Here is a 22,889-nt window from a genome sequence, read left to right on the forward strand (position 1 = left end):
TTCCCCACCTGCTCCTCGGTCAACGTACGGACCACCAGGCGCAGTTGGCCCGCGTCGGGAGGAACTATGCAGCATCGCGGCAGACATCGCAGGCGCAAGCGGGGCAAGGCCCTGCGCGCGGTCCTGGCCGGTACCGCGCTCGCGCTCACCGCGGCCGCCACCCTGATCAGCGCCTCGCAGGCCACGATCCCCGACGACCCCGGCGCGCTCAGGCCGCTGACCTCCGCCGCCGACACCGCGAAGCTGCGCCTCCAGGAGCAGCCGGTGCCGTACCGGACGCTGGACCGGCTGACCTCGGCGATGGGCCGTCCGGTCGGCGTCGACGCCGTCCTGCGCAGCGCCGACCGCACTCTGCGCGACGCGACCGACTGCACCGAGGGCGACCGCCAGTCGCTGCCCGTCGAACCGGCGGCCGACCGGGCCTACTGCTGGGACCGCGCCGACGCCGCCGCACCGGACTGGCGGCCGTCGTCGGTGACCACCTCGGCGGACGCGGAAGACGACGGACTGTGGGGCGAGCACCGGGTGGTCCTCGCGGGCTCGACGCACACGACGGCCGGGCCCGCCGCCGACCGGGGGCTCGCCCGGGTGGCCTTCGTGGACGCCGACGACCCCGACCGCCTCACCTACCGCTGGGTGCTCCTCGTGGTGCCCACCGCGGACGGCCGCGACTACCGGGGACTGTCCTCCCAGGTCTCCGGCATGGTCTGGTACCAGGACAAGCTGCTGGTCACCACCAACACGGGCAGCGCCGACGCGCTCTACGTCTACGACCTGGACCGCATCCAGCGCACCACGGTCGACGCCGCGGCGATCGGCCGGGTGCCGGACGGCTGGTCGGCCGACGGCTACCGGTACGTCATGCCCGCGGTCGCCGCCTACCGCTACCCCGCCGGACGGTGCACCGCGACCGGCTCGCCGTGCCCCGGCACGATCTCCCTCGACCGCGGCACGGCCCCCGACAGCCTGGTCCTCGGCGAGGGGACCCCCACCGGCAGCGACCGGCGGGCCCGCCTGTGGCGGTACTCGTTCAGTTCGGACCCGGCCCGCAGCGGCCTGCTCGCCATAGACGCCGCGGGACGGGCGGACGCGGTGGAGGCGTACACGACGCAGGCGCACCGGATCCGCGGCGTGCTCTCCTACCGGCCGCCGGGGTCGGCCCGCACCACCTGGTACCTCACCCATCCGCCCTCCGACCTGACGGGCCACGGCGGCCTGTGGCGCCAGGACACCGGGGGCGCGCGGGCGACGCGCTGCGGTTCGGACGCGACGCGCCACTGCTGGGCGGAACACACCGGGTCGTTGTCCTACGCGCCGCAGACGGGCGAGGTGTGGTCGGTCACGAACCACATGCTCTTCACCGTCCCGCTGGCCGATGTCGACAAGTCGCTGGGTTAGCTGGTTCCCTGGCCCGCATGAGCACCGTCGCCGTGACCACCTGGTCCCTGGAACAGACCTCCCCGACCGACCTGCTGCCCGCCGCCGCACCCGACGGGGACGTCCGGGTCGTCCGTGCCGAGGTCCCCTCCCCCGAGTTCAGCCGCTTCCTCTACGCCTCGGTCGGCGGTGACATCCGCTGGACCGACCGGCTCGGCTGGAGCCACGCCCGGTGGCTGGAGCACCTGGACCGGCCCGGCGTGGAGACCTGGGTAGCCCTGGACCGGGGCACGCCCGCCGGTTACGCGGAACTGGACCCGCAGGACGACGGCGTCGTGGAGATCGTCTACTTCGGACTGCTGCCGGCCTTCCGGGGACGGCTGATCGGCGGCCATCTGCTGTCGTACGGCGCGGCCCGCGCCTGGGACCTCGCGGAGCGGTGGCCCGAGCGGACCCCGACGAAGCGGGTCTGGCTGCATACGTGCAGCCAGGACGGCGCGCATGCGATGGACAACTATCTGCGCCGGGGATTCCGGCTGTTCGACACCAGGGTCGAGGAGGAGCGCGAGGTGGCCACGCCGGGTCCCTGGCCCGGGGCCTACCCGGCCTGACCTGCATCGACAAGGCCCCCTGCGGAACATGTGACCGATCACACGCCCATATCGCATTCCGAGACGATGACGTCCACATGGCGGGCAATGCTGGACTGTGTCCAGATCGCCGTGACACGCTTCCGTCATGTCCGGAACTGGAATTGCCTTGGTGAGTCGGCGGCACGTCGACCTCGGCCGCATGTCCAGCGCCATCTGTCCGGCGAGCTGACCGCCCCGCGACGTCGACATTCCACGCCTTTGCCTGCTTCCTGCGCAAAGGCCGCACACGTATGCTCCATGCGCCTGCCGCGCAGGTCAGAGCCGTATTCCGCCTGTCCCGAAGGACGTACTCGCCATGGCCGCCACTCCGCAGAACCCTGCTGCCTCCGCGCCCCGCCGCAAGGTGAGCCGTCATCGCGGAGAGGGGCAGTGGGCCGCGGGTCACTTCACCCCGCTCAACGGCAACGAACAGTTCAAGAAGGACGACGACGGTCTCAATGTGCGGACACGCATTGAGACGATCTACTCGAAACGCGGTTTCGACTCCATCGACCCCAACGACCTGCGTGGCCGTATGCGCTGGTGGGGGCTGTACACCCAGCGCCGTCCCGGGATCGACGGCGGCAAGACCGCGATCCTGGAGCCGGAGGAGCTGGACGACAGCTACTTCATGCTGCGGGTGCGGATCGACGGCGGACGCCTCACCACCCGGCAGCTGAAGGTCATCGGCGAGATCTCCCAGGAGTTCGCCCGCGGCACCGCGGACATCACCGACCGGCAGAACATCCAGTACCACTGGATCCGGATCGAGGACGTCCCCGAGATCTGGAACCGGCTGGAGGCCGTCGGGCTGTCGACCACCGAAGCCTGCGGCGACACGCCGCGCGTCATCCTCGGCTCGCCCGTCGCCGGCATCGCCGAGGACGAGATCATCGACGGCACCCCGGCCATCGAGGAGATCCACCGCCGGATCATCGGCAACAAGGACTTCTCCAACCTGCCCCGCAAGTTCAAGACCGCGGTCTCCGGCTCGCCGCTGCTCGACGTGGCGCACGAGATCAACGACGTGGCGTTCGTGGGCGTCGTGCACCCCGAGCACGGGCCCGGCTTCGACCTGTGGGTCGGCGGCGGTCTGTCCACCAACCCGAAGATCGGGCAGCGGCTGGGCGCCTGGGTCCCGCTCGACGAGGTCCCGGACGTCCACGAGGGTGTCCTCTCGGTCTTCCGTGACTACGGCTACCGCCGACTGCGCACCCGGGCGCGGCTGAAGTTCCTGGTCGCGGACTGGGGCGTGGAGAAGTTCCGGCAGGTGCTTGAGGACGAGTACCTGAAGCGGAAGCTGACCGACGGCCCGGCGCCCGCCCAGCCGGTCGAGCGGTGGCGCGACCACGTGGGGGTGCACCGGCAGCGGGACGGCCGGTTCTACGTCGGCTTCGCCCCGCGGGTCGGCCGCGTGGACGGCGCCACGCTGGCGAAGATCGCCGATCTCGCCGAGGCGCACGGCTCCGGCCGGGTGCGTACCACCGCCGAGCAGAAGATGATCGTGCTCGACGTCGCCGAGGAGCAGGTCGACTCGCTGGTCGAGGGGCTGGAGTCGCTGGACCTCACCGCGCACCCGTCCCCGTTCCGGCGCGGCACCATGGCCTGTACCGGCATCGAGTACTGCAAGCTGGCCATCGTCGAGACGAAGGTGCGCGGCGCCGCGCTCATCGAGGAACTGGAGCGCCGCCTCCCCGACTTCGACGAGCCGCTCACCATCAACGTCAACGGCTGCCCGAACGCCTGCGCCCGCATCCAGGTCGCGGACATCGGGCTCAAGGGCCAGCTGGTCCTGGACGGCGCAGGCAACCAGGTCGAGGGCTTCCAGGTGCACCTGGGCGGCGCGCTCGGCCTGGAGGCCGGCTTCGGCCGCAAGGTGCGGGGGCTGAAGGTGACCTCCGAGGAACTGCCGGCGTACGTGGAGCGCGTCCTCAGGCGCTTCCTGGCCGAACGCGAGGACGGCGAGCGGTTCGCCGCCTGGACCGCCCGAGCCGGCGAGGAGGCCCTCTCATGAGCGAGCGGGCCGCTCCTTTCTACTGTCCTTACTGCGGCGACGAGGACCTGCGTCCCAGCGAGCAGACAGCGGCGTCCCCCCCGACCGGGCACGGCCACCGGTCCGGGGGCAGCGCCTGGGAATGCGCGGCGTGCAACCGCGGCTTCCAGTTGAAGTTCCTCGGGCTGCTGGCCCGCGGTGTGAGCCGTGGGAGCGCTCGGAGCGCGCCGCAGGCGAACTCCCCCGACGAGGGCGGCCTCCGGCACTCCGACAACGGAGGGGATGACCGAACATGAACACGGCTCAGGAAGAACGTACGAGCGACGAGTTGCGGACCCTCGCCGAACGGGCGGGGCACGAGTTGGAGGACGCCTCCGCGCTCGACATCCTGCGGTGGGCGGCGGACACGTTCGGCCGCCGCTTCTGTGTGACGTCCTCGATGGAGGACGCGGTGGTCGCCCATCTGGCCTCGCGCGCCATGAAGGGCGTCGACGTGGTGTTCCTCGACACCGGCTACCACTTCCCCGAGACCATCGGCACCCGGGACGCGGTCGAGGCGGTGATGGACGTCAACGTCATCACGCTCACCCCGCGCCGCTCGGTCGCCGAACAGGACGCCGAGTACGGCCCGAAGCTGCACGACCGCGATCCCGACCTGTGCTGCCGGCTGCGCAAGGTGCTCCCCCTGGAGGAGGGGCTCAGGGACTACCTGGCGTGGGCGACCGGTCTGCGCCGCGACGAGTCCCCGACCCGGGCGAACACCCCGGTGGTCGGCTGGGACGAGCGGCGGCAGAAGGTCAAGATCGCCCCGATCGCCCGCTGGTCGCAGGACGACGTGGACGCCTACATCGCCGAACACGGCGTGCTCACCAACCCGCTGCTGATGGACGGCTACGCCTCCATAGGCTGCGCGCCCTGCACCCGCCGGGTGTCGGCGGGCGAGGACGCACGGGCGGGCCGCTGGGCCGGACGTGCCAAGACCGAGTGCGGGCTGCACGAATGACGATCACCGAGACCCAGGAGACACACGTGACGAGCGGGGCCACCGTCTGGCTCACGGGTCTGCCGAGCGCCGGCAAGACCACCATCGCCCACGAGTTGGCCGGCCGGCTGCGCGCGTCGGGCCACCTCGTCGAGGTGCTCGACGGCGACGAGATCCGCGAGTTCATCTCGGCGGGCCTCGGTTTCAGCCGTGCGGACCGGCACACCAATGTGCAGCGCATCGGCTTCCTCGCCGAACTCCTGGCCCGCAACGGCGTCAAGGCGCTCGTCCCGGTGATCGCGCCGTACGCCGACAGCCGCGCGGCCGTCCGGGAACGCCACGAGGAGAACGGTACGTCGTACGTCGAGGTGCATGTGGCGACGCCGGTCGAGGTGTGCTCCGTACGCGATGTGAAGGGCCTGTACGCCAGGCAGGCGGCGGGCGAGCTGACCGGTCTGACGGGGGTCGACGACCCGTACGAGGAGCCCGAGAAGCCCGATCTGCGGATCGAGTCGCAGCACCAGAGCGTGCAGGAGTCGGCGGCGTCGGTGTACGCGCTGCTCAGCGAGAGGGGGCTGGCATGACGACGGTCACGCGGTCCGGCGAGGGCACGGACACGCCGTACTCCCTGTCGCATCTGGACGCGCTGGAGTCGGAGGCGGTGCACATCGTCCGCGAGGTCGCGGGCGAGTTCGAACGACCGGTGATCCTCTTCTCCGGCGGCAAGGACTCCATCGTCATGCTCCACCTCGCACTCAAAGCCTTCACCCCCGCCCCCGTACCCTTCGCCCTCCTCCACGTCGACACCGGCCACAACTTCCCCGAAGTCCTCCACCACCGCGACCACACCGCCCACACCCACAACCTGCGCCTGCACATCGCCTCCGTCCAGGACTACATCGACCGCGGCACCCTCAAAGAACGCCCCGACGGCACCCGCAACCCCCTCCAGACCCTCCCCCTCACCGAAAAGATCCAGCACGAGAAATTCGACGCCGTCTTCGGCGGCGGACGCCGCGACGAAGAAAAAGCCCGCGCCAAAGAACGCGTCTTCTCCCTCCGCGACGAATTCTCCCAATGGGACCCCCGCCGCCAACGCCCCGAACTCTGGAACCTCTACAACGGCCGCCACGCCCCCGGCGAACACGTCCGCGTCTTCCCCCTCTCCAACTGGACCGAACTCGACGTCTGGCAGTACATCGCCCGCGAGGACATCGCCCTGCCCGAGATCTACTACGCGCACGAGCGTGAGGTGTTCCGGCGGGACGGGATGTGGCTGACCGCCGGCGACTGGGGCGGCCCCAGGGACGGCGAGACGGTCGAGAAGCGCCAGGTCCGCTACCGCACCGTCGGCGACATGTCCTGCACCGGCGCCGTCGACTCCGACGCCGACACCATCGACAAGGTCATCGCCGAGATCACCGCCTCCCGGCTCACCGAACGCGGCGCCACCCGCGCCGACGACAAACTCTCCGAGGCCGCGATGGAAGACCGCAAGCGCGAGGGGTACTTCTAGACATGAGCACGACCATCGACACCCTGCGCTTCGCGACGGCCGGTTCGGTCGACGACGGCAAGTCCACCCTGGTCGGACGCCTCCTCCACGACTCCAAATCGGTCCTCACCGACCAGCTCGAAGCCGTCGAACACGCCTCCCTCAGCCGCGGCAAGGACACCCCCGACCTCGCCCTCCTCACCGACGGACTGCGCGCCGAACGCGAACAGGGCATCACCATCGACGTCGCCTACCGCTACTTCGCCACCCCCCGCCGCCGCTTCATCCTCGCCGACACCCCCGGCCACGTGCAGTACACCCGCAACATGGTCACCGGCGCCTCCACCGCCGAACTCACCGTCGTCCTCGTCGACGCCCGCAACGGAGTCGTCGAACAGACCCGCCGCCACGCCGCCATCGCCGCCCTCCTCCGCGTCCCCCACGTCGTCCTCGCCGTCAACAAGATGGACCTCGTCGGCTACCGGGAGCCCGTCTTCGCACGGATCGCGGAGGAGTTCACGGCCTACGCCACCGATCTCGGCGTTCCCGAGGTCACCGCGATACCGATCTCGGCGCTGGTGGGCGACAACGTGGTGGAGCCCTCCGCGACCATGGACTGGTACGGCGGCCCGACCGTCCTCGAACACCTGGAGACCGTCCCGGTCAGCCACGACCTGGCGCACTGCCACGCCCGGCTGCCCGTGCAGTACGTCATCCGGCCGCAGACCGCAGCGCACCCCGACTACCGCGGCTACGCCGGCCAGATCGCGGCCGGCTCCTTCCGCGTGGGCGAGGAGGTGACGGTCCTGCCGGCCGGCCGGACCTCCCGGATCAGCGGCATCGACCTGCTCGGCACACCGGTCGAAGCGGCCTGGACCACCCAGTCGGTGACGATCCTGCTGGAGGACGACATCGACATCTCGCGCGGCGACCTGATCGTGCCGAGCAAGGACGCGCCGGAGGTCACCCAGGACGTCGAGGCGACCGTCTGCCACGTCGCCGACCAGCCGCTGGAGGTCGGCCACCGGGTGCTGCTCAAGCACGGCACCCGCACCGTCAAGGCGATCGTGAAGGACATCCCCTCCCGGCTCACCCTCGACGACCTCTCCCTGCACCCGCACCCGGGGCAGCTCGTCGCCAACGACATCGGCCGGGTCAAGATCCGCACCGCCGAACCGCTGCCGGTCGACTCGTACGCCGACTCGCGTCGCACCGGCTCGTTCATCCTGATCGACCCGAGCGACGGCACGACACTGACCGCGGGCATGGTCGGCGAGTCCTTCGCCGCGCCCGAACCGGTCAAGGACGAGACCGAGAACGACGGCTGGGACTTCTGACCGTGACCTCGTCCACCGATGTCTTCTCGACGTTCGCCAAGGAAGGCGGGCGCGTCGGCAGCGGCGCCCTCGGCAGCGGACAGGGCGGAGTGGCCCGATGTGTGCGCTGACGTACGCGCACTGCCTGCGCGCCCACACCCCCCACGCCCTTGTCCGAAGACCTGCCGACCTCCCGGCCACGCCCTGAGAGACCGTGACCGCCGGGCCAACGAGAGGAACCCCTCCCGTGCCTGCCAACAGCACCCCCGCACTGCGTCGCGCGCTCGCCGTGGCCGCCGCGCTCCCCCTGCTCGCACTCGCCGCCTGCGGTTACGGCTCCCAGTCCGACGACAGCTCCGCGAACCAGAAGGTCGCCGCGGGCGCCGAGAAGATCGACGGCCTGGACTCCGTCAAGATCGGCTACTTCGGCAATCTGACCCACGCGACCGCGCTGGTCGGCAACCAGAAGGGCTTCTTCCAGAAGGAGCTGGGCGCCACCAAGGCCCAGTACGCCACCTTCAACGCGGGACCCTCCGAGATCGAGGCGCTGAACGCCGGTTCCATCGACATCGGCTGGATCGGCCCCTCCCCCTCGATCAACGGCTACACCCAGTCGAAGGGCAAGAGCCTGAAGATCATCGGCGGTTCGGCCTCCGGCGGGGTGAAGCTCGTCGTCGATCCGGACAAGATCAAGACCCTGAAGGACGTCAAGGGCAAGAAGATAGCCACGCCCCAGCTCGGCAACACGCAGGACGTGGCGTTCCTCAACTGGATCGCGGACCAGGGCTGGAAGGCCGACGCGCAGAGCGGCAAGGGCGACGTCACGGTCGTCCGCAGCGACAACAAGGTGACCCCGGACGCGTTCAAGTCCGGCTCGATCGACGGCGCCTGGGTGCCGGAGCCGACCGCGTCGAAGCTGGTCGCCGAGGGCGGCAAGGTCCTCCTCGACGAGTCCTCGCTGTGGCCGGACGGAAAGTTCGTGATCACGAACATCATCGTGTCGCAGAAGTTCCTCAAGGAGCACCCGAAGGCCGTCGAGGCCGTGCTGAAGGCGTCCGTCGAGACCAACAAGTGGATCAAGGCCAACCCGGACCAGGCGAAGGCCGCGGCCAACAAGCAGTTGGAGACGGACTCCGGCAAGGCGCTGCCCGCCGATGTGCTGGACCCGGCCTGGAAGTCGATCCAGGTCACCGACGACCCACTGGCCGCCACGCTGAACACGGAGGCGGAGCACGCGGTCAAGGCCGGCCTGCTGGCGAAGCCCGACCTGGACGGCATCTACGACCTGACGATCCTCAACAAGGTCCTCAAGGCCGAGGGCGAGAGCCCGGTCTCCGCCGCCGGTCTCGGCACCAGCTGACCCGTTCCGACGAGTATCCAGGAGGTGACGACCATGGCCACGACGTACGCCGAGGCCGCCGAGTCCGTGGAGCACGCGGCCCGCCTCGACCACGTCTCGAAGTCCTTCACGGGGCCGGGCGGGCAGCAGCTCGTCCTGGACGACATCAACCTCGATGTCGCGCCGGGCGAGTTCGTCACCCTCCTGGGTGCCTCGGGCTGCGGCAAGTCCACGCTGCTGAACCTGGTGGCGGGCCTCGACGCGCCCACCACGGGCTCGATCACGACGGACGGCCGCCCGGCCCTGATGTTCCAGGAGCACGCCCTCTTCCCGTGGCTGACCGCGGGCAAGAACATCGAACTCGCCCTCAAGCTGCGGGGCGTCGCCAAGCCCGAGCGGCGCACCAAGGCCGAGGAACTGCTCGAACTGGTCCGGCTGAAGGGCGCGTACGGCAAGCGCGTGCACGAGCTGTCCGGCGGTATGCGGCAGCGGGTGGCGCTGGCCCGCTCGCTCGCCCAGGAGAGCAGTCTGCTGCTGATGGACGAGCCGTTCGCGGCGCTCGACGCCATCACCCGGGACGTGCTGCACGACGAACTGACCCGCATCTGGACCGAGACCGGGCTGTCCGTGCTGTTCGTGACGCACAACGTGCGCGAGGCGGTGCGGCTGGCCCAGCGGGTCGTGCTGCTGTCGTCGCGGCCGGGCCGGGTGGCCCGGCAGTGGACGGTCGACATCCCGCAGCCGCGCCGCGTCGAGGACGCCCCCGTGGCGGAACTGTCCGTCGAGATCACCGAAGTCCTGCGTGGGGAGATCCGCCGTCATGGCCAGCACTGAGACGAAGACGACGGACGCCGCGACGAACCCCGCCGAACTGCCCGGCATCGGGGCGGGCCTCGACGCGCTGGAAAGTTCGCACACCAGCCGTACACCGTTCCGCAGGACGTTCGTCGACAAGATCCTGCCGCCGCTCGTCGCGATCCTGGTGGTCCTGGTGGTCTGGCAGGGACTGATATCCCTCAAGATCGTCGACGATCCCACCAAGCTGCCGTCCCCGAAGGCCGTGTGGCAGGAGTTCCACGACGCCTGGCTCGAAGGAAAGCTGCTCGGCTACATCTGGACCAGTGTCTCGCGCGGACTGCTCGGCTTCTGCTTCGCGCTGATCATCGGCACCCCGCTCGGCCTGCTGGTGGCGCGGGTGCGGCCGGTGCGCGCGGCCATCGGTCCGATCCTGTCGGGGCTCCAGTCGCTGCCGTCGGTGGCGTGGGTGCCGCCGGCCGTGATCTGGCTGGGCCTGGACAACTCGATGATGTACGCGGTGATCCTGCTCGGCGCGGTCCCTTCGATCGCCAACGGCCTGGTGTCCGGCGTGGACCAGGTGCCGCCGCTGTTCCTGCGGGCCGGCCGCACGATGGGCGCGACCGGCCTCAAGGGCACCTGGTACGTCACGCTGCCGGCCGCACTGCCCGGCTATGTGGCGGGCATGAAGCAGGGCTGGGCGTTCTCCTGGCGTTCGCTGATGGCCGCCGAGATCATCGCGTCGTTCCCGGATCTCGGCGTGGGCCTCGGGCAGTTGCTGGAGAACGGCCGCAACGCGAGCGACATGGCCATGGTGTTCGAGGCGATCCTGCTCATCCTGTTCGTCGGCATCGCCATCGACCTGCTGATCTTCAGCCCGCTGGAGCGGTGGGTGCTGCGCAGCCGCGGGCTGCTGGTGCGGAACTGAGGCATCCCGTGCGCGCACCGGTCCGCCCCGCCCTCGTGGTGATCGCCCACGGCAGCCGCGATCCGCGGCACGCCGCGACCGTGCACGCCCTGGTACGGCGGGTACGGTCGCTGCGGCCGGGGCTGCGGGTGGCGACGGCCTTCCTGGACTTCGACGTGCCGTCCGTGCACGGTGTGCTGGAGGGCCTGGCGGCGGACGGCGTGCGGGACGTGGTGGCGCTGCCGCTGCTGCTCACCCGTGCCTTCCACGCGAAGGCCGATGTGCCCGCGGTGCTGCGGGACGCGCCGCCGCGGCTGCGGATCCGGCAGGCCGAGGTGCTCGGGCCGGCGCCGCTGCTGCTGGCGGCGCTGGAGCGCCGGCTGCGCGAGGCCGGTGTCGCGCCCGGCGACCGGGCCTCGACCGGGGTGGTGCTGGCCACGGCCGGGTCCACCGACCCGGAGGCGATCGAGGTGATCGCGGATCTCGCGCGGGAGTGGCGGCGGCGCACCGGCTGGCGGGCCGTGCGGCCCGCGTCCGCCTCCGCCGGGTCGTCCGTGGGGTTTCCGCGTACGGAGGACGCGGTGCGGGAGTTGCGCGCGGTCGGCTGCGCGCGGGTCGCTGTCGCGCCGTACGTCCTGGCTCCCGGGTTCCTGCCGGACCGTATCGCGCGTGGTGCGCGGGATGCGGATGTCCTGGCGGACGTGCTGGGGGCGGCGCCGGAGGTGGCCCGGGTGGTGCTGGAGCGGTATGACGGGGCGTCGGCGTCGGCGTGGGTTGCGCAGTTCCCCGCGCCCCTGAGAGACGGGGCTTACGACAGTGGGCGACCGCGGGCCAGTGGGAGGGTCTCGCGCAGTTCCCCGCGCCCCTGAGAGACGGGGCTTACCGCAGTGGGCAGCCGCGGGCCGGCGGGAAGTTCTCGCGCAGTTCCCCGCGCCCCTGAGAGACGGGGCTTACGACAGGGGGCGACCGCGGGTGGTTTGGGCGGAGGAGGGGGTGCCGGGCCCGGTGGTTGGTCGGGGTCGGGCCCGGCAGGGGGGTGTGGTGCGGTCAGGGCTTGGTGGTCGCCGTGACCGTGGCCGCCGGGCCGGTGCCGGCCGCGGTCACCGCCGCGACGGTCACCGTGTAGGACGTCCCGGGTTCGAGCCCGCCGATCACCCGGAACATGGCCTTGGCCGAGGGCTGGGTGACCAGGGCGTCCCGGCCGGTGACGGCGATGGGGTCACGGCCGTCGGAGACCGTCACCCGGTAGCCGACGATCTTCGCGTCGCCCGTCACGGACGGCGGGGTCCAGGCCAGGGTCGCCGCCGTGGCCGCCGTACGCAGCTTGGGGCTCGTGGGGGCACCGGCCGGCACGGTCGCGGCCGTGGGGGCCAGCGGGAGCGAGGCGAGCGACGGGGCGCTGTCGCCGTGCGCGTTGCGCGCGGTGACGGTCACCGTGAACGGACCTCCGGACGCGGGCAGGCCGTCGATCCGCAGCAACGCGGTCCGCTTGAACTCGGCGACGCCGACGGCCTGTTCGGCGACCTGCCGGCCCACCGCGTCGTACGCCCGCGCCGTGTACCGCGTCACGTTCAACCCGCCGTCCGCGAACGTCGGGTTGAACGTGACGTACAGCGCGTCCGGCCCCGCCGTGCTCGTGCCGACGCGGGACGGCGCCTCGGGCACGGACGGCGCCGCGACCGAGAGGTTCAGCAGGTACCGGTAGGACGGTTCGAGCCCGGCGTTCGCCAGGATGTCCGCCGGTACGTCGGCCGGCCCCGTCATGATGTGGTTGCCGGTGGTCACCAGGCCCTTGTCGGCGCCGTCGGCGGTGCCCTCCTCCCACCAGTTGTCCTTGACCAGGGTCGGGTCGTTGTTGCCGAGGCCGTCGCGGTAGTCGGTGTGCCGGGAGGCGACGTTGGCGTAGGACGCGCCGTAGAGGACGTTGCCCTCGACGGTCTCGTAGGTGCAGCCGTTGTCGGTGTAGACGCTCTTGCCGAGGCCCCACTGGTCGTGGATGACGTTGCCGGTGACCTTCTCGCCGTCGGTCATCGAGGTGCCGGTCAGGCCCTGGGTGTAGATGCCGCCGCCGTCGTCGAGCATCTGCATGTAGTCGAAGATCAGGTTGTCGCGTACGGCGTTGTCGTGGCTGGGGTTGGGGGTGGCCGGGTCGCCGATCTTGTCGGGCCAGCCGCCCCAGCCCATGGAGACGGCGGAGTAGCCGACGTGGTCGATCTGGTTGTGGGCGATCGTGGTGTGCTGGGTGTAGCCGTCGAGGACGGCTACCCCGCCGTGGTATTCGCGGGGCAGCGCGTAGAGGTGGTTGTCGGTCACCGTCACGCCGGAGGCGGGGGTCCCGCCGTCGACTCCGCCGATCTCAAGTCCGTTGCCGGAGATGTCGGTGAAGACGCTGCCGCGGACCGTCGCGTCGGCGCTGCCGGTGCCCAGGTCCAGTCCGGCGGCGCCGAGATGGGCGAAGACGTCGTCGCTGAACTCGATGCGCCGGCCGTGGCTGAAGGAGACGTTGCCCGGCATCTTGGTCCAGGACGCGAAGGGGCAGGTGCCGCCTTCGACGTACTGGCACAGGCCCTGGGTGGCCCAGCCCCGCTCTCCGGTGATGGTGTTGCCGGCCTGGATCTCGGAGAAGCCCGTGGGGGTGTTCGGGGTCAGCCAGGTCGCGTAGCTGAACCGCAGGCCGCGGAAGGCGATGTCGTGGACGGGGTCGGCGGCCGTGCCCTGCCCGTCGACGAGTTTCTCGGCCGCGGCGGCCTCGACGTCGGCGCGGGCGAGGTTCTCGCCGTGACGCGGCAGGTAGTAGACCGTCCGGGCCGCCCGGTCGAGGTACCACTCGCCGGGCTGGTCGAGGAGTTCGTAGGCGTTCTCGACGTACGAGGCCCGACCGCCGTTGGTGAGCCGTCCTGGGCCGACCATGCTGACGGTGCGGCCGGGGATGTCGGGGAACTCCACCCGTTTGTTGGAGTTGTCCCAGCAGGGCTGGACCATGGTGATCGTGGTGCCCTGGGCGGCGGCGATGCGACAGCGCGGCTCGGTCCATTGGCCGAGCCCGTCGCGTTCGACGTTCCACAGGGCCTCGCCGCTGGTGTAGACGAACTCGGCGTCGGTGGGACGCTTCCAGTGGGCGATCGTGTCGGCTGACGCCGTGTAGCCGGTGGCGGTCTGGGTGAGGGTCACCGGTACGGTGCCGCGGGCCCGCTGTGCGCGCACGCCGTCGACGTACAACTGCCGTGTGTCGGTGAGCCCTTGGGGTGCGGGCGCGGACCACAGCCCGGTGCGGCCGGGCACCCGGTGCCAGCCGGTGACCTGACGGCCGCCGCTGAACACGGCGTCGCCGCCGCCCTGCCAGATCACCTGGTGGCCGTCCGTTCCCGAGTCGCGGGCGTCCAGGACGAGGGGCTGCGCCAGACGGTAGGTGCCCGGCGCGAGGTGCACGGTCAGGTCGGTCCGCATCTCCGCGGTCCGGGCGCGGACCAGGTCGCGGGCGCGCTGCGGGGTGCGGACGGGATGGCGGGCGCTGCCGTCGGCGTGGTCGTCGCCGGTGGGTGAGACGTAGACGTCCAGGGGCGAGACCTGGGTCCGGGTCCGGGTCCGGGTCCGGGTCTGGGTCCCGGTCTTGATCTGGGTCTGGGTCTGGCTCTGGGGCTGTTCCTGGGTCTGGGCGGCGAAGCTCGGTGTGCCTGGACCGCCCGGACCTCCGAGGAGCAGGACGGCGGAGACGAGGGTGACGAGGGCGACTCTTCGGTGCGTGGGCATGTGACCCCTCCCGTGGGTTCAGCCTGTACCCAACGCCGGAAAGGTAGGAGCACTGATGAGCCGTCGTCAATGCAGCGTGCACGAAGTGGCATGAACGCGAGGTGATCGGTGCGCCGAGTGGCTTCATTCATCGGAGCACCGTTCAGTCACATATTCACTGTTCAGCTGTATTCACTGTTCAGCTGAGTGCGGCGTCATCCTTCCGTCGGCGGGGCCGGTGGCGGAACCGGTGGTACGACAGTCGACTCTTCCGCCGGCAGGACCCCGATCTCGATCCGCCCCAGCCGCTCCGGCTCCGCGATCACCTCGATCGCCGTGATGCGGCCCGCCTCGAAGGTGAAGGCCAGCACCAGCCGCGGCCGGCCGAACGGCGCCATCACCAGGCCGACCGCACCGTCCAGCAGGGCGAGCCCGGTGAAGCGGGCCCGTGCCACGGCGGCCATCGCGCCGCGGGCGACCGGCTCGGCACCGCGCACGGTGACCGGCTCGGGGGTGGGCACGACCAGTCGGTCGGCGTGCAGCACCACGTCCGGGTCGAGCAGCGCGAACAGCGCCGCGAAGTCCCCCTGGCGGGTGGCGGCCAGGAACGCCTCGACGGCCTCGCGCATCCGCCCCCGGTCGTCACCGGGCCCGGGAGCGCGGCCCCGGACCCGGCGGCGGGCGCGGCTGGCGAGTTGCCGGGTGGCGGCCGGGGTCTTCTCGATCAGCGGGGCGATCTCGTCGAACGGCACGGCGAACAGGTCGTGCAGCACGAACGCGACCCGCTCGGCCGGTCCCAGGGTGTCGAGCACCACGAGCAGGGCCACCCCGACGTCGTCGGCGAGCAGCGCCTCCCGTACCGGGTCGGCGCCCTCCCCGCCGGCCACCGCGCCCTGCTGCTCGGGCTGTTGTGCCGCGAAGGGCTCCTCGCGCCGGGCGCGGCGCGAGCGCAGCAGGTTCAGGCACACCCGGGTCACCACGGTGGTGAACCAGCCGGTCAGGTTCGCCACCTCGCCGACGTCGGCTCGGGCGGCGCGCAGCCATGCCTCCTGCACCGCGTCGTCCGCCTCGGCGGCCGAGCCGAGCAACCGGTGGGCCACGGCCGTCAGATGCGGCCGGTCCGCCTCGAAACGCGCCGCGAGCCGTCCGGTGTCCCCGGGCTCAGCCGGCCGCCCGCCGGCCCCCGTGTTCTGGTCCACCGCGCCGCTCCCTCCTCGTCCGGACCCCCCGGACCGTCGGGAACACGAAACGCCGTCGCGTACGAAAGATCAATCGCCGAAGCGATCGCCGGATCACCGATCCCCAGATCATCGATCCCGGATCACCGATCCCCAGATCATCGATCCCGGATCACCGATCCCCAGATCATCGATCCCGGATCACCGATCTTCAGGTCATCGATCCCGGGTCACCGGCCCGCCAATCGATCCCTGGAGCACCGGCCCCCGGATCGGTCGCCGGATCACTCGCCAGGCCACGCGCCGGACCGCGTGCCGGACCATGTGCCGGAGCGCGGGTCAGATCGAGCCGCGGGCCAAGTGCTCGTGCCCGTGCCCGTGCCCGCCGGAGCGCCGGACCGAGCGCCCTGGGTCAGTCCTTCGGGGATGCCTGCCCGGTCGGCCCCTGCCGCGGGTCCCGGCCGCTCGATGCCAGCGCCCGCTCGAACACGGGCGCGTCGTCCGGCACCGCGACAGGTTCGGCGAAGCCGTCGTACTGCCGGTAGAGGTCGGCGTGTTTCTCCACCACCTCCAGGACCAGGCGGGCGGCGCCGTCCGAGACCCGGAACTCCTGACCGGTGGCGACCGCCACGTCCCAGCCGTGCACCGCCGTCTCCTTGATGATCAGCGCGACGAGATCGGCGGCCGGCGTCTTCGCCATGCCGAGGTCGATCTCGCCCTCCCAGACCGCCGGGTCCGCCCAGGCTGCCGCGGCGCGGTCCAACTGCGCCGCGTACGCCTCGGCCCAGTCGGGATCGGCGGTGAAGTCGCGGGCCGTCAGCTCCTCGGACAGCTGCCTGCGCAGGGCGCGGTGCTCCAGGCCGTGCGAGGTGTAGAGGACCCAGTGGTTGACGAGGGCGCGGACGTCCCAGCCGGGGCAGTGGGTGGGGTCGCCGAGCCGGGCGGCGGGCACACCGCGCGCGACCCGGGACGCCTCGGCGGCGCATTCGAGCAGGTACGGGTGGAGATCGTGGTACGTCATGCCGCCCACGCTAGGCAGCGCGGCGCCGCCCCTCTTGAACAAACGCGACACCCTCGGCGCGGGCAAGGTCACGCTGCCGGGGCGGTCAGCTCCACGAGTTTGACCACGGTGTTCCAGTTGCGGCTGGTGGCGACGAGGTCCTTGGTCCGGCGCGGCCGGGACAGGACTTCGGCCAGTTTGGAGCGGCCGAGGCCGGCGGGGGCGTACAGGTACAGCGCGCGGTCGCCGAGGCGGAACTCCTCCGGGAGGTGGGCCGCCAGGTCGATGTCGGCGTACCGGGCCGGGTCGGCGGGCTCGGAGAAGTAGGTGACGTGGAGTTGCCTGGGCTCAAGATCGGCGGCCGGGAAGGGGCAGGCGTCCGCGACGGCCTTCAGGTAGCCGTGATCGCGCACGAGCACGTCCACGGGGAAGCCGAACCGCCGCTCCAGCACCGCGCTGATCTCCGCGGCCAGCGACTCCTCGTCGCCGTGGTCGGTCCCGAACACCGCCTGGCCGCTTTGCAGATGGGTGCGTACGCCGTCGTAGCCGAGGCCCGTCAGGAGTTGCCGCAGCTCGGCCATCGGGACTTTCCTGCCGTTCACGTTGACCGCGCGCAGCAGCGCCGCATAGGTCGTCATCCGCACACGATAGGCGGCCACCGTGGCCCGTGGGGGCGAGCACGACGGCCGGACCCGTCGCCAGGGGGTCGCGGGGCGTGCTTCGGCGGTGCGGCACCGCCGGGCTTCTAGGCGGTGGCGGTGCGGTAGAACTCGGCTGCCGTGACGGTGGCGGGGACGTCGAGTTCGGCGGCGACCTGGGTGATCGCGCTGTCGCCGACCGCGAGGTCGGCCTGGCCGTCGGTGGTGAAGTACGGCGCGATGAACGTCTCGTAGTGGGCCCGGACTTCGTCCTCGGTCTGTCCGCCCAGGAACGTCCGCATGTGCCGCACGGTGGTGTCGGGGTCGTCGTGGATCACCTGTAGGGCGCGCCGGTGGGCTCGTACGACGGCCTGGACCGCGGGGTCGTCCGGGTCGACGAAGGTGGGGTCGACGGCCACGCCCACGGTGGGGATCTGGAAGTGGTCGCCGACCCAGGCGGGCACCTGCCAGCCCTGCTCGGCGGCGACCGCCTCGGGCGCCATGGTGCTGCCGACGTAGGCGGCGTCGATCCTGCCCTCGCGCAGTCGGCGCAGGTCCATGCCGTAGTCGCCGGGGTGGCGGACGACGGTGTCGACGTCGCGGTCGGGGTCGAGACCGGCCTTGCGCAGCACGATCCGGGCGAAGCACCCGGGTGGGGTGCGGGGGGCGTGTACCGCCAGTCGCCGGCCGGCCAGGTCGGTCAGGGAGGTCGGGCCGGGGCGGGCGAGGAACCAGAACAGCGGGTGGTGGGTGTTGACGTTGAGGGCGACCCAGGGGATGCCGTCGGTCAGGCGGGAGAGCAGTGCCCGGCCCAGCCCGATGGTGGCGCAGCGGCGCAGCCGTTCGACGTCCCAGGCGCAGCCGTCGCGCAGTGCGACGTGGACGCCCTCGTCGGCGTAGTAGTCCTGCTGGTCGGCGATGTAGGCGGCCAGTTCCTCTTGCAGGCCCCGCCCGACGTAGGCGAGATCGATCCTGTACATGAAGCTGTTCCTCGATCCTGTCCTCGCTGCGCCGTCCTGCACGGGCGCGGGACGGCGCGGCGTACGGTGCTGAGGTGACGGTGCGGCGGATACGGGTCGGGCTGTCAGTCCATCAGCATTCCGCCGTCGACCGCGGCTGTGGTGCCGGTCATGAAGGAGTTGTCCTCGCCGGCGTAGAAGGCGACCGCCTGGGCGATGTCGGCCGGGCGTGCCAGGCGGCCCACAGGGGTGCGGGCCACCTGCCGCTGCTTGATCTTCTCGTCGAGCGCGGACCCCATACGGGTGTCCTCCACCGGGCCGCCGGCGACGATGTTGACCGTGATGCCCTGCGGGCCCAGTTCCTGGGCGAGGTAACGGGCGAACTGCTCCAGGGCGGCCTTGGCCGCGCCCAGCGCGATCATGCCCGCCCGGGGCCGGCGGCTGAGGCCGGTGCTGATGTAGACGATGCGTCCCCAGCCCTGTTCGCTCATGGCGGGCAGGACGGCCTTGGTGACCGCGAACGCCGCGTGCATCTCGGCGTCGATCTTGCCGCCCAGCTCCTCCCACGTCATGTCCTGGAACGACTTGACCGCATACGGGATGAGCGCGTTGTGCACGAGCACGTCGATGCCGCCCCACGCCGTCCGGACCTGTTCGATCATGCTCTCGACGGCCGCGGGCTCGCGCACGTCGGCCTGCACGGCCATGGCCTGCCCGCCCGCGGCCTCGATGCCGGACACGACCTCGTGGGCCGCCTCGGTGTTGCGCAGGTAGTTGACCACCACGCGCATCCCTCGCGCGGCAAGGAGACCCGCGGTGGCCGCGCCGATTCCGCTGCCGGCCCCTGTCACCAATGCCACCCGGCCGTCTGCCCCGGTCACGAGCCCACCTCCTGATCGTCGTCGCGGGCCGTCGGAACGACCGCCCGGAGTCCTGCGCCATCGGTGCCGGAGCCGGCTGAGCGGATCGGCCCGTAGCACGGTGTCGGCGGTCGCCCGCAGCAGATCTGCCGCGGGTCCCCTCCGGTTCGTGCCGCATCTGCGATTTGAACAGCCGCTTTGACGCACCGCGAGTGATCTCACCGAGCAGCTCAGGCGGCGGCGAAGCAGCCCCTGACGGTGCCCGTCCCGGAGCAGCTCGTCGAGCCGTCCGTGGACCAAAACGTCCACACGCTGCCCCACGTACTGGCGCAGCATCGCATCGCCCCGCCCTTTCGTGAGCTGAGCCGCGCCGATCCGCCCAGGTTTCGGGCCGGAACCGGAGAAGGCGGTCACCTTTGCCCGCGACATCACGCCGCCGGCCTTGAGTCCTTCGACGAGGGTGGCCAGCCCGGCACTCCGTGCACCGGAATCCGCAAGGAGCCGGCGGGCCTTCGCCGCTTCGGTGGATCAGCCGCGGTGAGCGCGGAGTTCCGCTTCGATCAGGTCGGCTGCTCGCCGGGTACCGCCCTCCTCCGCCGTCTCGGCCTGGATCCGCTTCAGCCGCCGGGCCACCTCGGGGTCGTCGACGAGGGCGAGTGCGGTCGCCCGCAGCGTCGCGGCGTCGGCCTTCTCCGTGTCCAGGCGCCGGGCCACGCCGAGCCCCTGGAGCATGTCGGCGTTGCCGAACTGGTCCACGGCCTGCGGTACGGCGATCATCGGCGTGGCCGTGGCCAGCCCCTCCTGGCTGCCGCCCGCCCCGGCGTGCGTGACGAACAGGTCGGCCTGCTTGAGGATCGCCAGTTGCGGAACCCAGGAGCGCAGCTCGACGTTCGCGGGTACGGCGCCCAGCTCGGCGGGGTCGACGTGCCGGCCGATCTGGAGCACCAGGTGCCAGCCGGGCAGCTCCCCGAACGCCGCGACGCACTCCCGGTAGAACGCGGGCTGCTTGGTGAACGCCGATCCGAGCGACACCAGCACGACCTTCTCGGCATCCGCCGGGCGCCGCCAGTCGCCTTCCGCGGCGCGGTCGCCCTGGCAGGCGCCGACGAAGCTGTGCACGCGCTCGTCGACCCGGTCGGCATGCGGCTGGAGCGCCTTGGGGATCAGGACGATGGAGCGCGACGGGCGGCCGGCGAAGGGATCGGGGTGCTGGGAGATCCCGTTCTCCCGGAGCCAGCCCTCGAAGCGTGCGTAGTAGGCCCGGCCGCGCTCGGTCTTCCCCGGTTCGGCCCACAGCGGCTCGGCCACCTCCTCCTCGTAGCCGTCCCAGGCGACCAGGTTCGGGGAGAGGGAGATGGCGGGCACGCCCCACCGGTGGGCGAGGAGGCGGGCCGGATAGGAGGCGATGTCGTGCAGCACGAGGTCCGGCACGCCGTGCCCGCCGTGCTCGTAGGACTCGATCAGCTGCGGGAGCGTCTGGATCGCGTCGTCCAGGAACGGCTCCACGTTGTCCAGCAGCGTGGTCCCCCAGGCTTCGGGGTCCGCGTCCGGGCCGGGCAGCGTGGAGGTGTAGGTCACGGGCACGGCCCCGGTCCCGGCCACCTTCTCGGCGAAGGCCGGCGGGATCCCGTACGTCACCCGGTGCCCCCGCGCGACGAGTTCCCGGATCACCTCCAGGCTGGGGTTCACATGGCCGTGGGCGGCGATGGAGAACATGGCGATGTGCGAGGGACTGGTCATGCCACCGACGCTAAACGAGACGATACGTCTCGTGCAATGAGGTTTTCGGGGGTCCGCCACGACCTGCCGGGTGCCGTGGCCCCACGGAGCCGGGCGTGTCCCCGGCCGAGCGGGTCCGGTCACAGGGCTGCCTCCGGCGCCCCGCGTGGAGGTCCCGCGCACGCCCGGCGACCTGTGCGGATGCGAGACTGACCGGCGGGCGGCGCGGGTCGGACGGCGCCGTGGGCACGGACACGGAGGCGGACGATGGACGAGGCACGCGCGCGGGACGTACTGGCCACGGCGGGGGTGCTGCCGGGGCCGGCCCGGGACGCGCGGCTGCTCGCGCTGGGCGAGAACGCGGTGTTCGCCGCCGGTGACCTGGTGGTCAAGGTGGGCCGCGACGCCGAACTGCTGGAACGGGCCCGGCGCGAACTGCGGATCGCCGGCTGGCTCGCCGAGGCGGGGGTCCCGGCGGTGCGGGCGGCCGAGCCCGAGGCCCGGCTGGTGGCGGGGCACCCGGTCACCGTGTGGCACCGGCTGCCCGCCGCCGTACGCCCGGCCGAGGCGCGGGACCTGGCCGAGTTGCTGCGGCTCGTGCATGCGCTGCCCTCCCCTCCGTTCGAACTGCCGCCCCGCGAGCTGCTGGGCGGTGTGGAGCGCTGGCTGCGGCTCGCGGGTGACGCGATCGACCCCGCGGACGCGGCCTATCTGCGCGAGCGACGCGACGGATTCGCGGCGGCCTCCGCCGCGCTGACGCCCGAGCTGCCGCCGGGCCCGATCCACGGCGACGCGCTGCCCCGCAATGTGCACATCGGCCCGGACGGACCGGTCCTGGTCGATCTGGAGACCTTCTCCGCCGACCTGCGCGAGCACGATCTGGTGGTCCTGGCCCTCTCCCGGGACCGCTACGGCCTGCCCGCCGAGGACTACGACGCCTTCACCGGGACGTACGGCTGGGACGTGCGTGCCTGGGCGGGCTGTTCGGTGCTGCGCGGCGCCCGGGAGACAGCCAGTTGCGCATGGGTCGCCCAGCACGCCCCGGCCAGTCCCGCGGCGCTGGAGGAGTTCCGGCGCCGGGTGGCCTCGCTGCGGGACGGGGACGAGACTGTGCGGTGGTACTCCTTCTGAACCGGGCCCGGCCGGTTCACACCCGTTCGTCCGCCGCCTCCCGCAGCGGCCAGGTGCCGTCGACCACCGCGCCTGCGTCGCCCTTGCGGCGCAGGAAGTCCTGGAAGTCCGCCGCCCAGGCCGCATACCACTCGATCTGACGGCGGTGCAGGTCCGCCGGGCCGAGTTCGGCGATCTTCGGGTGGCGGTCGGCTATCGCGCAGGCCAGCCGCGCCGCGGCCAGCGCGTCGGCCGAGGCGTCGTGGGCGGTGTCCAGCACGATGCCGTACTCCGCGCAGACCGCTTCGAGGTTGCGCTTGCCGCGGCGGTAGCGGTCGACCCAGCGGTCGATGGTGTAGGGGTCGACGACCGGGCCCGGCTGGGCGCCGCCGAGGCGGTCGGAGAGCGATGGCAGGCCGTGGCGCCGCAGTTCGGCGGTGAGCAGGGAGAGGTCGAAGGCCGCGTTGTAGGCGACGACCGGGACGCCCGCCGTCCAATGGGCGGTCAGGACACCGGCGATGGCGTCCGCCACCTGGTCGGCGGGGCGGCCCTCGCTCGTCGCGCGTTCCGTGCTGATCCCGTGCACCGCCACCGCGTCGGCGGGGATCTCCATGCCCGGGTCGGCCAGCCACTCCCGGCGCCCCACGGGTCGGCCGGCCCTGACCTCGATCACGGCGCCCGTGACGATGCGTGCCTCGCGTGGATCCGTGCCGGTCGTCTCCAGGTCGAAGCCGATCAGCAGCTCCTGGTGCCAGCCCATGGGCGGCCCCCCTTCTTGGTGGTGCTTTCCCCCAGTGGTCTCCACCATCGCACGCCCCACTGACAATCCGAGGACCGCATTCCGCTTGTGCCGAAGGGCG

General features: G+C 71.8%; 21 protein-coding genes and 1 pseudogene. 14 read left to right on the plus strand and 8 right to left on the minus strand.

The genetic code is table 11. The features are described 5' to 3' along the window. The first annotated feature begins 66 nt into the window (after positions 1 to 66). The 13 genes from ACFC09_RS02160 to ACFC09_RS02220 all read left to right on the plus strand — a co-directional run bounded on the left by ACFC09_RS02160 (position 67) and on the right by ACFC09_RS02220 (position 11,705). Positions 67 to 1,398 (plus strand): hypothetical protein, encoded by a 1,332-nt coding sequence (locus tag ACFC09_RS02160; RefSeq protein WP_376522915.1) that lies wholly within the window; start codon positions 67 to 69, stop codon positions 1,396 to 1,398. Between the two features lie 17 nt (positions 1,399 to 1,415). Beyond that, on the plus strand, positions 1,416 to 1,988 hold the full coding sequence (locus tag ACFC09_RS02165; RefSeq protein ID WP_376522918.1) for a GNAT family N-acetyltransferase: 573 nt from the start codon (positions 1,416 to 1,418) through the stop codon (positions 1,986 to 1,988). 127 nt (positions 1,989 to 2,115) lie between these two features. Next, positions 2,116 to 2,199: a putative leader peptide gene (locus tag ACFC09_RS02170; RefSeq protein ID WP_309486338.1), complete on the plus strand. Its 84-nt coding sequence runs from the start codon at positions 2,116 to 2,118 to the stop codon at positions 2,197 to 2,199. A 126-nt stretch (positions 2,200 to 2,325) separates the two neighbouring features. Further along, positions 2,326 to 4,023, plus strand: a complete 1,698-nt coding sequence (locus ACFC09_RS02175) for a nitrite/sulfite reductase (protein WP_376522920.1) — start codon at positions 2,326 to 2,328, stop codon at positions 4,021 to 4,023. After that, complete coding sequence (locus ACFC09_RS02180; RefSeq protein WP_376522922.1) at positions 4,020 to 4,298, plus strand: hypothetical protein; 279 nt, start codon at positions 4,020 to 4,022, stop codon at positions 4,296 to 4,298. The genes ACFC09_RS02175 and ACFC09_RS02180 overlap by 4 nt, the downstream gene beginning before the upstream one ends. Beyond that, entirely contained in the window at positions 4,295 to 5,005 is a 711-nt protein-coding gene (locus ACFC09_RS02185; RefSeq protein WP_376522924.1) for a phosphoadenylyl-sulfate reductase, read from the plus strand. The genes ACFC09_RS02180 and ACFC09_RS02185 overlap by 4 nt, the downstream gene beginning before the upstream one ends. 26 nt (positions 5,006 to 5,031) lie before the next feature. Next, positions 5,032 to 5,568, plus strand: coding sequence for an adenylyl-sulfate kinase (gene cysC, locus ACFC09_RS02190; protein ID WP_376523611.1), 537 nt, complete (start codon positions 5,032 to 5,034; stop codon positions 5,566 to 5,568). Then, a complete protein-coding gene (cysD, locus tag ACFC09_RS02195) occupies positions 5,565 to 6,500 on the plus strand; it encodes a sulfate adenylyltransferase subunit CysD (protein WP_376522927.1) in 936 nt (311 codons plus the stop codon). The genes cysC and cysD overlap by 4 nt, the downstream gene beginning before the upstream one ends. 2 nt (positions 6,501 to 6,502) lie before the next feature. Continuing rightward, positions 6,503 to 7,816, plus strand: coding sequence for a sulfate adenylyltransferase subunit 1 (locus ACFC09_RS02200; RefSeq protein WP_376522930.1), 1,314 nt, complete (start codon positions 6,503 to 6,505; stop codon positions 7,814 to 7,816). Between the two features lie 226 nt (positions 7,817 to 8,042). Next, positions 8,043 to 9,155, plus strand: a complete 1,113-nt coding sequence (locus ACFC09_RS02205; protein WP_376522932.1) for an aliphatic sulfonate ABC transporter substrate-binding protein — start codon at positions 8,043 to 8,045, stop codon at positions 9,153 to 9,155. A gap of 33 nt (positions 9,156 to 9,188) precedes the next feature. Then, on the plus strand, positions 9,189 to 9,968 hold the full coding sequence (locus tag ACFC09_RS02210) for an ABC transporter ATP-binding protein (protein ID WP_376522935.1): 780 nt from the start codon (positions 9,189 to 9,191) through the stop codon (positions 9,966 to 9,968). After that, positions 9,955 to 10,857, plus strand: a complete 903-nt coding sequence (locus ACFC09_RS02215) for an ABC transporter permease (protein WP_376522938.1) — start codon at positions 9,955 to 9,957, stop codon at positions 10,855 to 10,857. The genes ACFC09_RS02210 and ACFC09_RS02215 overlap by 14 nt, the downstream gene beginning before the upstream one ends. Positions 10,858 to 10,865: 8 nt before the next feature. Beyond that, a complete protein-coding gene (locus ACFC09_RS02220; protein WP_376522940.1) occupies positions 10,866 to 11,705 on the plus strand; it encodes a sirohydrochlorin chelatase in 840 nt (279 codons plus the stop codon). 178 nt (positions 11,706 to 11,883) lie between these two features. On the opposite strand, the gene ACFC09_RS02225 is transcribed toward ACFC09_RS02220, so the two are convergent. The 7 genes and pseudogenes from ACFC09_RS02225 to mgt form a co-directional block, all read right to left on the minus strand. Then, positions 11,884 to 14,586: a right-handed parallel beta-helix repeat-containing protein gene (locus ACFC09_RS02225; protein WP_376522943.1), complete on the minus strand. Its 2,703-nt coding sequence runs from the start codon at positions 14,584 to 14,586 to the stop codon at positions 11,884 to 11,886. A gap of 194 nt (positions 14,587 to 14,780) precedes the next feature. Further along, positions 14,781 to 15,764 (minus strand): sigma-70 family RNA polymerase sigma factor, encoded by a 984-nt coding sequence (locus ACFC09_RS02230; protein ID WP_376522946.1) that lies wholly within the window; start codon positions 15,762 to 15,764, stop codon positions 14,781 to 14,783. 391 nt (positions 15,765 to 16,155) lie between these two features. After that, positions 16,156 to 16,764 carry a TIGR03086 family metal-binding protein gene (locus ACFC09_RS02235; protein WP_376522948.1) on the minus strand — a complete coding sequence of 203 codons (609 nt, stop codon included), beginning with the start codon at positions 16,762 to 16,764 and terminating at the stop codon, positions 16,156 to 16,158. Positions 16,765 to 16,832: 68 nt separating this feature from the next. After that, a complete protein-coding gene (locus ACFC09_RS02240) occupies positions 16,833 to 17,381 on the minus strand; it encodes a DUF1697 domain-containing protein (protein WP_376522949.1) in 549 nt (182 codons plus the stop codon). A 107-nt stretch (positions 17,382 to 17,488) separates the two neighbouring features. Continuing rightward, entirely contained in the window at positions 17,489 to 18,361 is an 873-nt protein-coding gene (locus ACFC09_RS02245) for an ABC transporter substrate-binding protein (protein WP_376522951.1), read from the minus strand. A 104-nt stretch (positions 18,362 to 18,465) separates the two neighbouring features. Next, entirely contained in the window at positions 18,466 to 19,221 is a 756-nt protein-coding gene (locus ACFC09_RS02250; RefSeq protein ID WP_376522954.1) for an SDR family NAD(P)-dependent oxidoreductase, read from the minus strand. A 507-nt stretch (positions 19,222 to 19,728) separates the two neighbouring features. After that, positions 19,729 to 21,025, minus strand: a pseudogene (mgt, locus tag ACFC09_RS02255) (macrolide-inactivating glycosyltransferase). Positions 21,026 to 21,186: 161 nt separating this feature from the next. Here mgt and ACFC09_RS02260 point away from each other — a divergent pair. After that, positions 21,187 to 22,050 carry a phosphotransferase enzyme family protein gene (locus ACFC09_RS02260; protein WP_376522956.1) on the plus strand — a complete coding sequence of 288 codons (864 nt, stop codon included), beginning with the start codon at positions 21,187 to 21,189 and terminating at the stop codon, positions 22,048 to 22,050. A gap of 16 nt (positions 22,051 to 22,066) precedes the next feature. Here ACFC09_RS02260 and ACFC09_RS02265 read toward each other — a convergent pair whose 3' ends face one another. Next, positions 22,067 to 22,789, minus strand: a complete 723-nt coding sequence (locus tag ACFC09_RS02265; protein ID WP_376522959.1) for a 3'-5' exonuclease — start codon at positions 22,787 to 22,789, stop codon at positions 22,067 to 22,069. Positions 22,790 to 22,889 lie beyond the last annotated feature (100 nt).

Source organism: Streptomyces sp. NPDC056161 (assembly GCF_042268025.1).
Taxonomy (GTDB): Bacteria; Actinomycetota; Actinomycetes; order Streptomycetales; family Streptomycetaceae; genus Streptomyces.

What these genes read in the sequence shown, in the direction of transcription:
- ACFC09_RS02160 (WP_376522915.1), top strand. Translation starts at nt 67, where the DNA reads ATGCAGCATCGCGGCAGACATCGCAGGCGCAAGCGGGGCAAGGCCCTG.
- ACFC09_RS02165 (WP_376522918.1), top strand. Translation starts at nt 1,416, where the DNA reads ATGAGCACCGTCGCCGTGACCACCTGGTCCCTGGAACAGACCTCCCCG.
- ACFC09_RS02170 (WP_309486338.1), top strand. Translation starts at nt 2,116, where the DNA reads ATGTCCGGAACTGGAATTGCCTTGGTGAGTCGGCGGCACGTCGACCTC.
- ACFC09_RS02175 (WP_376522920.1), top strand. Translation starts at nt 2,326, where the DNA reads ATGGCCGCCACTCCGCAGAACCCTGCTGCCTCCGCGCCCCGCCGCAAG.
- ACFC09_RS02180 (WP_376522922.1), top strand. Translation starts at nt 4,020, where the DNA reads ATGAGCGAGCGGGCCGCTCCTTTCTACTGTCCTTACTGCGGCGACGAG.
- ACFC09_RS02185 (WP_376522924.1), top strand. Translation starts at nt 4,295, where the DNA reads ATGAACACGGCTCAGGAAGAACGTACGAGCGACGAGTTGCGGACCCTC.
- cysD (WP_376522927.1), top strand. Translation starts at nt 5,565, where the DNA reads ATGACGACGGTCACGCGGTCCGGCGAGGGCACGGACACGCCGTACTCC.
- ACFC09_RS02200 (WP_376522930.1), top strand. Translation starts at nt 6,503, where the DNA reads ATGAGCACGACCATCGACACCCTGCGCTTCGCGACGGCCGGTTCGGTC.
- ACFC09_RS02210 (WP_376522935.1), top strand. Translation starts at nt 9,189, where the DNA reads ATGGCCACGACGTACGCCGAGGCCGCCGAGTCCGTGGAGCACGCGGCC.
- ACFC09_RS02215 (WP_376522938.1), top strand. Translation starts at nt 9,955, where the DNA reads ATGGCCAGCACTGAGACGAAGACGACGGACGCCGCGACGAACCCCGCC.
- ACFC09_RS02225 (WP_376522943.1), bottom strand. Translation starts at nt 14,586, where the DNA reads ATGCCCACGCACCGAAGAGTCGCCCTCGTCACCCTCGTCTCCGCCGTC.
- ACFC09_RS02235 (WP_376522948.1), bottom strand. Translation starts at nt 16,764, where the DNA reads ATGACGTACCACGATCTCCACCCGTACCTGCTCGAATGCGCCGCCGAG.
- ACFC09_RS02240 (WP_376522949.1), bottom strand. Translation starts at nt 17,381, where the DNA reads ATGACGACCTATGCGGCGCTGCTGCGCGCGGTCAACGTGAACGGCAGG.
- ACFC09_RS02245 (WP_376522951.1), bottom strand. Translation starts at nt 18,361, where the DNA reads ATGTACAGGATCGATCTCGCCTACGTCGGGCGGGGCCTGCAAGAGGAA.
- ACFC09_RS02260 (WP_376522956.1), top strand. Translation starts at nt 21,187, where the DNA reads ATGGACGAGGCACGCGCGCGGGACGTACTGGCCACGGCGGGGGTGCTG.
- ACFC09_RS02265 (WP_376522959.1), bottom strand. Translation starts at nt 22,789, where the DNA reads ATGGGCTGGCACCAGGAGCTGCTGATCGGCTTCGACCTGGAGACGACC.